Below are 10019 nucleotides of genomic sequence, written 5' to 3' on the forward strand. Positions count from 1 at the left end.
AGTCAGGCCACTATTTAAAATAGCAGGCCGATCTTATCATATAGATTAAACTAAAATCAAAAATTATGTTCAGATATATAGTTTCCGCTTTCTGCGGATTCCTTATCTCTACCGGCTCATTTGGCCAGAATACCGGAAGGAATGACATTTTAAAGGAGATAAGCCAGAATAACAGGCAGCTACAGGCATATCAGTCGTTTATTCGCAGTCAGAAGCTTGGAAACAAAACTGAAAATAATCTGCCGGACCCTCAGGCTTCAGCATATTATTTACCATTTGGGGAGCATGAGACAGAAGATTATTATGAATATCAAATATCTCAGCGCTTTGAATTTCCGACGGTCTATGCGGCCCGCAGCAAACGGATTGACAAACAAAAGAAGCTACTCGAACTAGAGTACGACGCCATGCGCCAAGAAGTCCTTCTGCAGGCCAAAAAAGAGCTTTTCGAGCTTCAAATTCTGCAGCAGCGAGAAGAGCTGGAGCAACAGCGCTTGGAACAGGCACAACAGGTGTATAAACAGATCCAGCGATTATTCGATGCGGAACAGATCGGGATCCTGGAGCTGAATAAGGCCAAAGTTGCCTGGCTGCAGCAACAATTTGAATTGGACCAAATAGAGATTGAAATGAAGAACACCTTGATGGAACTTCAGAAACTGAATGGGGGAAATCCGGTTCAGGCAGATGAAATCCTGTTCATTGAAGACGCTGAAGTTGCCGAAATGCAGGTGCTTTGGAACGAAAAACTTTCCGCAGATGCCGAGGTCCAAATGTTGACTGCCCTGGAGGCGGTGGCGGAACAACAGGTGAAACTGCAAAAGAATAAAATTTTGCCAGATCTTACCATTGGATATAATTATCAGGGAGTGAATTCGACCAATTATTCCGGCTTTTTAGGGGGACTTTCCATTCCGCTATGGAATAGTAAGAATAAAGTGAGAGCTGCCAAAGCTCAGTTGGAATACGTGCAGGCTAATGCCGGAGCCGAGACTGCCCAATTCTATACCCGATTTCAGGAAAATTACCGGCAATACCAGTTAATAAAGCAGAAATACGAGGAATACCGGGATACCTTTAAAGACCTGAATTCCGAAGAACTTCTATTTAAAGCCTATGAGCTGGGAGAATTCTCGTTTCTTGATTATTACCGGGAAGTGGAATTTTACCGGCAGGCGCATAACAAAATGCTGGAAATGCAAAAAGAGCTTTTTCAGCTAAAAGCACAACTTTTAAAACATCAATTGTAATTTAAAATTAAACATTATGAAATTCAGGAATTTATTTTTCGCAGCAATATTAGTATTTGGTTTTTCAGCTTGTAGAGATACAGCTAATGAAGATCACGGGCACGAACATGAAGAGGGAGCCGAAGCTCACGCCCATGAGGAAGAGGAGCATGGCCATCCACATGATGAAGATGGCGGGCATATGCAAGAAGAGTTTAAGGTGGGTGAGGATTCGCTGGATATCCAGGAGGAATCTGGCCATCATACTCATGATGACGGAACAGAGCACGAAGCTCACTAAAATTAAAATTCAGATATGAAATATGTTTTTATAATATGCATCTCGCTTTTTCTTTATTCCTGCGGAAATAACCCGGAAGAAGACCATGCGCACGATGCCGAAGGAAACCACCTTACAGGTGATGTTCCGGCCATAAGCAAAACCGTGTGGACAGACCAGACGGAGCTTTTCGTGGAATATCCGGCTTTGGTGGAGGGAAAGATCAGCAAGTTCGCTGCCCATTTCACCTCGTTGGGCAAACATAAACCGATTCGTGAAGGATCGGTGACAGTAAGTCTTGTAAGAGGTGATAGCGGTATTCGTAATACTGCGGAAGCACCTTCTTCACCCGGAATTTTTTCTCCCGCTTTACAACCGAAAGAGCCGGGAACTTACAACCTGGTCTTTGACCTTAAAACTCCTGAATATTCAGACAGGATCGTGATCGAAAATGTACGGGTTTACTCTTCGGTGGCGGAAGCTGCAGAAAATATAGAGGCTGCAGAAGAAGCCGGAATAAGCTTTTTGAAGGAGCAGGCCTGGAAAATCGATTTTCAGACAAAACCTGTGACTAAAGGTGAAGTCTATGATATCGTTCATACTTCGGGAGTATGGCAGGCGGCACCGGGAACTTATAAAACCGTTGCAGCCGGCGCTAACGGAATGGTGAATTTTGTTTCCGAAAATTTAACGGAAGGCTCCGAGGTGAACAGAGGTCAGTTGTTGATGACTTTGAGCAGTGAAGGACTTTCTTCCAATAATATTCAGGCGGAGATCGCCCAGGCGAAAGCCAGGTACGACCAGGCGAAAGCCGAATATGAGCGAAAAAAGGAACTTTATCAAGACAGAATAGTTCCCAAAGCGGAATTCGAAAAGGTAGAAAGTGATTTTCGCGTAGCCGAAGCGAATTACCGTGCGCTGGCTTCTAACTATGGAGCCGGCGGAAAGCAGATTCGCGCTCCTTTTGACGGTTTTATCAAATCCATCAATACCTCTAACGGAGATTATGTGGAACAGGGAGCAAATTTGATTACTATAGGTACTGACAAATCTCGACTCCTGAAAACCCAGTTAAGTGCGACTTATAATCCAAGTAAGGAATCCATCGCCAATGTCTGGTACAGGAATGATCAGGGGGATTGGGAAAGTGCATTAAATTCTGATGGATCCATTGTTTCTGTGGGCAAAGAGGTGCAGGATGGAAAGCCAATGATCCCGGTCTATGTCAAAGTAAATGACGTGGTTGAAATGCCCGAAGGCAGTTTTACCGAAGTACAGATCGCCCTGGGAGAGGCTGAAACAGTAGTTGTAGTTCCTGAAGCTGCCTTGCTGGAGGACTATGGCAACTATTCTGTCATTGTACAAACCGGCGGCGAAAGCTTCGAGAGACGGCCGGTAAGGATCGGAAAACGAAATGGGAAGAACGCACAGGTTTTGGGCGGACTCCAAGAGGGGGAAGTCGTTGTAACGATTGGGAATTACCAGGTAAAGATGGCTTCAATGTCAGGTGAAACACCGGGTCACGGTCACGAACATTAATCCTGAAACAAAAATTAGATGTTAAATAAAATATTATCAATTTCCCTTCACAACCGGCTTCTTGTGCTTCTGGCGGCGGTAGTGCTAAGTGTTACAGGATTCTACTTCGCACGTACTATGAACGTGGATGTCTTTCCCGATCTTACTGCACCTACTGTGACTATACTTACCGAAGCTCACGGCATGGAGAGTGAAGAGGTAGAGAAACTGGTGACCTACCAGCTCGAAACCGCCATGAACGGTTCCCCTAATGTGAGAAGGATCCGTTCTTCTTCAGCTGCGGGAATTTCTATTGTTTGGGTTGAATTTGACTGGGGTACCGACATATACAGAGCAAGACAGATCGTTAGTGAAAGGATTCCGATGGTGCGTGAGAACCTGCCGGGTGGAGTAGGGGCTCCTACCATGGCACCTATTTCTTCTATTATGGGAGAGGTAATGCTCTTGGGAGTGACTTCAGACAGTCTGAGCCCAATGGAACTAAGAACACTTTCTGACTGGCAGATCCGACCACGGATCAAAGCCATTGGAGGGATTGCAAACGTGGTGGTGATAGGCGGGGATTACAAGCAATACCAGGTTTTTGCCGATCCGGCAAAAATGAAGTACTACGATGTGAGCCTTGCCGAACTGACTGAAAAAGTGCAGGAGGCAAATATGAATGCACCAGGTGGTTTTTTGAATCAATACGGGAATCAATATATCATCAAAGGTAGCGGTAGAGCATACGCCGTGGAAGACCTGGAGCAAGCTGTAGTCAAACAGGTAAACGGTCAGAGCATCAAGATAAAAGATGTTGCTGAAGTGCAGATAGGTGCTGCCGATAAGATCGGGAATGGTTCCTTAAATGCGAAGCCGGCCGTTATCCTGACTATTTCAAAGCAGCCCGACGTGAATACGCTGGAGCTTACCGAAAGGTTGGATGAGGCCATCGCCGAACTGGAAACCAGTCTGCCGAAAAGTGTCGAGATCAAAAGTCAAATCTTCCGCCAGGCCGATTTTATTGATGCTTCGATCAGCAACCTTAATATGACCCTGCTCGAAGGTGCCTTTTTTGTTGTTATCGTGCTTTTCATTTTCCTTATGAACTGGCGAACCACCTTTATTTCACTGCTGGCTATCCCAATTTCCTTACTGGTGTCCATCATCACTTTAAAGTGGTTGGGTTACACCATCAATACGATGAGTCTGGGAGGTATGGCTATTGCCATTGGGGCACTCGTAGATGACGCCATTATTGATGTGGAGAACGTATATAAACGCCTGAGGGAGAATGTTCGAAAACCGGAAGCGGAAAGACAATCTGTTATTACGGTGGTGAGAGATGCTTCGGTGGAAATTAGAAGTTCGATTATCATTGCTACGCTCATCATCATCGTATCATTCATTCCGCTGTTTTTCCTGGGCGGAATGGAAGGCAGACTGCTGAAGCCTCTTGGAATTGCTTTTATTACTTCAGTTTTGACCTCATTGGTGGTTGCAGTTACTGTTACTCCTGTGTTATGTTCTTATCTTCTAAAAGATGAAAAAATGCTGAAGAAGCAGGCTCAGGGAACCAAAGTTGAAAGATGGTTACAGCAGCGTTACGCCGCAACTCTCAACCGGGCACTGAAGATCCCTAAAACGGTAGTTGGAGTGACTGTGATCGCTTTTTTACTGAGTATCGCCCTCTTCACACAGCTGGGGAGAAGTTTCCTTCCGAAATTTAATGAAGGTTCCCTGGTGATAAGCGTGGTTGGTCCGCCGGCAATGTCACTGGAAGAAAGCAACAAGACCGGAAGACAGGTAGAACAGCTGTTACTGGAGATGCCGGAAGTAGATGTGGTCACTCGAAGAACGGGGAGAGCAGAACTTGACGAACATGCTCAGGGTGTAAACGCCGCCGAGATCGATGTGCCTTTCACACTGGAAGATAAATCAAAGGAGGAACTCTTTGAAGAGGTAAGGGAAAAACTTAGTATTGTGCCCGGAGTAAATATCACTTTAGGTCAGCCAATCGCTCACCGTATTGACCATATGCTTTCCGGAACCAGGGCAAATATTGCAATCAAAATTTTTGGCCCGGACCTACAACAGCTGTATGAAATAGGGAAAAACGTTGAAGAAAGTATCACCCCTATTAGCGGATTAGCCGATGTAGCGGTTGATCAGCAGATCGAGGTGCCGCAGATCAAGATCACGCCAAAACGCCAGATCCTCTCTGCTTACGGCATGACTGTCGGCGAATTAATGGAACAGGTGGATGTTGCCTTTGCCGGTCACGAGGTAGGGGAGATCTATGAAGGTCAAAAATACTTTGACCTTGTGGTGAGATATGGTGAGGAGTTCAGAAACAGTATTGAGAATATTAAAACTGCTTTAATAGGACTTCCGAACGGCTCACAGGTGCCATTGGAACAGCTTGCCACAGTTTCCTCAGTAAGTAGCCCCAATACCATTAGCAGGGAAGATGTACAACGTAAAATTGTGGTGGCTGCTAACGTGCAGGGCCGGGATCTGCGAAGCGCGGTGGAAGAGATTAGGGAAACGGTGGATTCTTTCGTAGATATTCCTGAAGGCTACAGAGTTGAATACGGCGGACAGTTCGAAAGTGAATCCAGAGCCTCACAAATGCTGTTGATCACAGCTGTTATGGCAATACTGGTAATTTTCCTGTTGCTGTATTCCGAATTTAAAAACGTCAAACTTGCTTTCATTGTGCTTATTAATCTGCCGCTGGCACTCATAGGCGGAATCCTGATCGTATATTTTACTTCCGGAGTAGTAAGTATTGCTTCAACAATCGGTTTCATCAGTCTCTTTGGAATTGCCACCCGTAACGGAATCCTGCTGGTTTCGAGGTATGAAGATCTTCGTAAAGAAGGTTTGAGAGGTTTTGAACTTATTAAATCCGGCGCACTGGACAGGTTAAATCCTATTCTGATGACAGCCTTTACCACAGGTCTGGCGCTTATTCCGCTCGCCTTAAAAGGTGGTGAGCCGGGAAGTGAGATCCAGAGTCCGATGGCTGTAGTAATACTTGGCGGATTGCTTTCAGCAACCGTTCTAAACTTGGTTGTGATACCTTGTGTTTATGATCTTTTACTAAAAAACTTTAGTACTCAAGAGTAATTTTTAAGAATCCCGAAAGTAAAATTTCGGGATTTTTTATTCTTGATGGATTGAGGATTTGATCCTGAAGTTAATCCTTTCTGTGGTAAATTTGGAAAGTGGCCAAAATCCATTACCATCAACATCTTTGAAGTCGAATCCGCTTTAATTCTATAACGGAATAATCTATTTTTATAAGTCGGTCAGCACATTCCCACTTCATTCCGCAGAAAAAGCTCCATTACGGAGAAAGCGCTTCTCTATAAAAGTCTTGGACACAAGCAAAAATTATTCTTCCATTCCACTATCTCCGCAAAAAGACGGAATAACTCCATTACTTGAATAAGTTTTTTGCTTTAGTCCGCTTTAAATCCTACTTCAAGAGGGTAAGCCGTTTTCATAAGCCGGTCAGCACATTGCCGCTCCATTTCGCGCCCGCCTGCAGAAGGGGCAGGAATCGCTGCATTCCGGGCAAAGAGCTTCCCGAAAAAGGCCTTGGAAACCATCCCCGATTTTTCCTTTCCATTCCGCTAACCCATTCCGCTGTGCCGGAACGGGACGCTTCATTCTCACTCTAAAATCGGAAATGGAGTCCGCTCAATCGGATATCCATCCCTGTTTTTGGCCCCGCTTCCAATGTTTTTGTATTTCACATAAGAACTTTAGACCCACTTCCGCGCCGTCACTGCCGCTTTCCTTTTTTGGGTAAGCAAAATACCAACATTTGGAAGTTGAACGGACTGCATAAGCCAGTCGTACCTCCTTTTTATAAGTCCTTATCAATTCCAAATATTGAAAATGTATCAGCAACAAAAAAAGGTAACAGCGACGGCACTACGGGAAGTAAATCTAAAATGAACATTATGAAATCTCACAAAAACATCAAAAAGGAAGCGGGGCCAAAAAAACAAAAAAAGGAAAACGCTCAGGATACAATAAGTAAATCGCTTCAAAAAAAAGTAAACGAAAACGTCCTGAAGGGTTCAGGTAGTGTATTAATTAATCTTTAATTCTTTTATTATGAGTACTATTAAAAATCATGTACAGCTAATCGGAAATGTTGGTCAGGAACCAACCATTACAAACCTTGAGAACGGTAAAAAAGTAGCCCGTTTTTCACTTGCCACCAATGAGTATTACAAAAGCGAAAAGGGCGAGAAAGTGCAAAATACGGAATGGCATACCGTAGTCGCCTGGGGAAAAACTGCAGAAATCATCGAGAAATATGCAGGAAAGGGTAAGGAAATCGGTGTAAGCGGAAAATTGAAATCCCGTAGTTACGAGGATAACGATGGTATTAAACGCTATGTGACCGAAGTGGAAGCCAATGAAATCCTTTTGTTAGGCGTAAAGAACGGCAATACTTCAGCCGAGTAAATTTAAACAAAGAGGGCGTCTCTGTGGAAAGTACCGCCCTCTTTCATTATTCACCTTCTAAATCAGATCATAATGGAAATCAAAGTTAACGAAATAGCGATAAGTTACAGTGGAAACCTTAAAACAAATCAGCTTCCAAAAATAACTTCCTCTCAAAATGCAGCCGAACTCCTTTACGGACAATGGAACAAAAACAATATCGAACTGCACGAAACCTTTAAAATAATGTTGCTGAACAACGCCAATAAAGTAAAAGGTATTTATGAAGTATCCACAGGAGGCATTACCGGCACCTTGGTAGACCTAAGGATAATATTTGCCGTAGTACTCAAAAGCCTTACCACGGCTGTAATCCTTGCTCACAACCATCCTAGCGGAACCTTGAGACCGAGTGAACCGGATAAACGCCTGACCCAAAAAATTAAAAAGGCAGGGGAATTATTTGATATAAAGGTATTGGACCATCTGATCCTGACACCTGATGGAAATTATTTCAGTTTTGCAGATGAAGGAATGCTTTAAATGCAAAGCTTGAGATCTATACTAATCTTTCAAACCTGAACGAAGAAGCCCGAAGACCAACTTTCGGAGAATTTCATAAAGGATGTGGTGCGAAAATTTGGGGATGATATCCGCAAATATACAAAATAAAATTATACCTGCTTTGAGACGATGGTAGAAGAAACCTGTCCTGTGTGAATTGGAATGGAAGTATTTCAAAATTTATACTTTAATCCTGTCATATTCCACATCTGATTTTATGAAATTTGTAGTAAAGCACCTCTAATTTTTGGAGGTGTTTTTTCGTTCAATTATTTTCAAGTAAAGAAAAATTACTATATTTATTTCGCTGAAATTCAGCATTTAATTTTATATAGGGTTATCCATTTTTTGACTTTCGCCGATAACCTTACCCATCGAAAAATTACATAACAGGAAATTGTTTCCCTGGAACTGGCAATGGGCTTTTTGACCAAATTGTACGGAATTTTTGTTCGCCTGTGGCGAACGAAAAAGGAGTAGCAAGAGGGTAACACGCGATGCGATGTTAAGCACTCCTTTTTGTTTTCAAAACGCTGATATTCAGTGACCTTGTAAAAAATGTAAATTCCCGGCCTTCTGCAATTTGCGACAAATGCCCTGTGAATGCCCATTTTTAGGGAAGGATTTGCGACAAATCGGCAAATTATGGACTCATTTATCGGTATCAGGTTTAAAAAGGAAACAGCAAAACGGTTTCAGGAATTTTCAAGAACACACTTCAAATCACATACCGAAGCATTAGAAACAATGCTTGACTTTTTCTTCTACAACGAAATTTCCCCAAAGGAAAAACTAGGACCAACGGGAAGGACAATCGAAGCTTCAATCAAGAAGCGAATCAATGCGGTGATTGCCATTATGAGGGATATGGAAAAGAGCCAGACCAAACCCACCGTCGCAATGTTGGAATCTCTTTTCCAAACCGAGGAACCCAAAAAGAAGCCCTTGATTCTGGAAAAGAAAATCCTTCAAGAAAAGAATGAAGTAGGTTTTCGGGAAAAGCTAAACGATAACAGCGAACTCTAATTTTTGAGCTATGTACATTACCATCACGCCCCAAAAATTAGGGAACAATTACTCACAAAGTTCAGCGGATTTTGTGGGCTATCTGGAGAAAGAAAACCAGGGCTTGAAACAGGGAGCTATGGAACATTTTTTCAATCAATATGATGAGGGAATATCAGCGGATGAAGTTGTAAAGGAAATTGATGGAAATGGTGCCAAGCTTAAAAAGACCGAGCCGAAATTCTATTCGATTACGGTCAGTCCTTCCAAATATGAACTGAACCGGTTACAGAATAACAGCGAGGATCTAAAGAGATACACCCGTGAACTGATGAAGGACTATGTGGAAACTATTCTAAAATCTGTTCTGACGTGTTCTAATTGCGGCCACCGCAAGCAAGAAGAAATGCCAACAGATGCCTGCCAGTTTTTTTATCAATGCGAGCAATGTAAAGAGATTCTAAGACCCAAAGAGGGAGATTGTTGTGTGTTCTGTTCATTTGGAAGTAAACCCTGTCCTCCTATTCAGGAGAATAAGAGTTGCTGTTGAATTCTCTTTTATAATTTGATTTCCACCCGGGGATATGTTTTTAAAATTAATAGTCTCCGGTAAAAAATCAAGATCGTTCCGCCAAAGGCAAAACAGCAAGAGAGAGGAAGTAAGACTAGGCTTTAATTATCTGATGCACAAATGATTATAGCGTAAATATTTTTTACAACAGGCTAATTATCAGCAGAATTTATAATGCTTTAAAAGCAAGCTGCATAATTGAAATTCCTCTTCAATGCCTCATTCATCAGGGATTTTAGCTGTTACCCATAAAAACCCGGCTACAGAGCATCAATATAGTTTTTAAGAGGGAGTAGAATTGTCGTAGCCTAGACTGTATATTGAGGTTCGCCGAGATGCCGCTCAAAAGAGTTTCAGTATAATGAAACTAAGAATGCTTATTTCG

At 42.9% G+C, this 10019-nt stretch carries 10 protein-coding genes and 1 pseudogene; 10 read left to right on the forward strand and 1 reads right to left on the reverse strand.

The genetic code is table 11. The annotated features are described in order from the left end of the window. Positions 1-65 precede the first annotated feature (65 nt). Genes RM549_RS08975 through RM549_RS08990 form a run of 4 tightly spaced genes read left to right on the forward strand, consistent with a single transcriptional unit; the run spans position 66 to position 6159 of the window. Positions 66-1250 carry a TolC family protein gene (locus tag RM549_RS08975; protein WP_265164267.1) on the forward strand — a complete coding sequence of 395 codons (1185 nt, stop codon included), beginning with the start codon at positions 66-68 and terminating at the stop codon, positions 1248-1250. A 16-nt stretch (positions 1251-1266) separates the two neighbouring features. Further along, positions 1267-1530 carry a hypothetical protein gene (locus RM549_RS08980; protein ID WP_311683912.1) on the forward strand — a complete coding sequence of 88 codons (264 nt, stop codon included), beginning with the start codon at positions 1267-1269 and terminating at the stop codon, positions 1528-1530. A 15-nt stretch (positions 1531-1545) separates the two neighbouring features. Next, positions 1546-3048, forward strand: a complete 1503-nt coding sequence (locus tag RM549_RS08985; RefSeq protein ID WP_311683914.1) for an efflux RND transporter periplasmic adaptor subunit — start codon at positions 1546-1548, stop codon at positions 3046-3048. An 18-nt stretch (positions 3049-3066) separates the two neighbouring features. Then, the gene (locus RM549_RS08990; protein ID WP_311683916.1) at positions 3067-6159 is read left to right on the forward strand and encodes an efflux RND transporter permease subunit; all 3093 of its coding nucleotides are present in this window, start codon (positions 3067-3069) and stop codon (positions 6157-6159) included. A 335-nt stretch (positions 6160-6494) separates the two neighbouring features. On the opposite strand, the gene RM549_RS08995 is transcribed toward RM549_RS08990, so the two are convergent. Further along, positions 6495-6644, reverse strand: coding sequence for a hypothetical protein (locus tag RM549_RS08995; protein WP_311683918.1), 150 nt, complete (start codon positions 6642-6644; stop codon positions 6495-6497). A gap of 357 nt (positions 6645-7001) precedes the next feature. Here RM549_RS08995 and RM549_RS09000 point away from each other — a divergent pair, with 357 nt between their 5' ends. The 6 genes and pseudogenes from RM549_RS09000 (at position 7002) to RM549_RS09025 (ending at position 9613) form a co-directional block, all read left to right on the forward strand. Further along, complete coding sequence (locus RM549_RS09000; protein WP_311683920.1) at positions 7002-7148, forward strand: hypothetical protein; 147 nt, start codon at positions 7002-7004, stop codon at positions 7146-7148. A 10-nt stretch (positions 7149-7158) separates the two neighbouring features. Further along, positions 7159-7515: a single-stranded DNA-binding protein gene (locus tag RM549_RS09005; protein ID WP_311683921.1), complete on the forward strand. Its 357-nt coding sequence runs from the start codon at positions 7159-7161 to the stop codon at positions 7513-7515. Between the two features lie 72 nt (positions 7516-7587). Next, positions 7588-8037, forward strand: coding sequence for a JAB domain-containing protein (locus RM549_RS09010; protein WP_168137835.1), 450 nt, complete (start codon positions 7588-7590; stop codon positions 8035-8037). Positions 8038-8703: 666 nt separating this feature from the next. Continuing rightward, positions 8704-9084: a BfmA/BtgA family mobilization protein gene (locus RM549_RS09015; RefSeq protein ID WP_311683923.1), complete on the forward strand. Its 381-nt coding sequence runs from the start codon at positions 8704-8706 to the stop codon at positions 9082-9084. 10 nt (positions 9085-9094) lie between these two features. Continuing rightward, positions 9095-9430 (forward strand): annotated as a pseudogene (locus tag RM549_RS09020) (DUF5712 family protein); the annotation flags it as partial. Further along, the gene (locus tag RM549_RS09025; protein WP_311683932.1) at positions 9407-9613 is read left to right on the forward strand and encodes a GDCCVxC domain-containing (seleno)protein; all 207 of its coding nucleotides are present in this window, start codon (positions 9407-9409) and stop codon (positions 9611-9613) included. The pseudogene RM549_RS09020 and the gene RM549_RS09025, both read left to right, overlap by 24 nt. Positions 9614-10019 lie beyond the last annotated feature (406 nt).

The organism is Autumnicola patrickiae (genome assembly GCF_031846525.1).
GTDB lineage: Bacteria > Bacteroidota > Bacteroidia > Flavobacteriales > Flavobacteriaceae > Autumnicola > Autumnicola patrickiae.

Excerpts from the sequence above, each read along its gene's own strand:
- RM549_RS08975 (WP_265164267.1), top strand. The coding sequence starts at position 66 with ATGTTCAGATATATAGTTTCCGCTTTCTGCGGATTCCTTATCTCTACC.
- RM549_RS08980 (WP_311683912.1), top strand. The coding sequence starts at position 1,267 with ATGAAATTCAGGAATTTATTTTTCGCAGCAATATTAGTATTTGGTTTT.
- RM549_RS08985 (WP_311683914.1), top strand. The coding sequence starts at position 1,546 with ATGAAATATGTTTTTATAATATGCATCTCGCTTTTTCTTTATTCCTGC.
- RM549_RS08990 (WP_311683916.1), top strand. The coding sequence starts at position 3,067 with ATGTTAAATAAAATATTATCAATTTCCCTTCACAACCGGCTTCTTGTG.
- RM549_RS08995 (WP_311683918.1), bottom strand. The coding sequence starts at position 6,644 with ATGGTTTCCAAGGCCTTTTTCGGGAAGCTCTTTGCCCGGAATGCAGCG.
- RM549_RS09000 (WP_311683920.1), top strand. The coding sequence starts at position 7,002 with ATGAAATCTCACAAAAACATCAAAAAGGAAGCGGGGCCAAAAAAACAA.
- RM549_RS09005 (WP_311683921.1), top strand. The coding sequence starts at position 7,159 with ATGAGTACTATTAAAAATCATGTACAGCTAATCGGAAATGTTGGTCAG.
- RM549_RS09010 (WP_168137835.1), top strand. The coding sequence starts at position 7,588 with ATGGAAATCAAAGTTAACGAAATAGCGATAAGTTACAGTGGAAACCTT.
- RM549_RS09015 (WP_311683923.1), top strand. The coding sequence starts at position 8,704 with ATGGACTCATTTATCGGTATCAGGTTTAAAAAGGAAACAGCAAAACGG.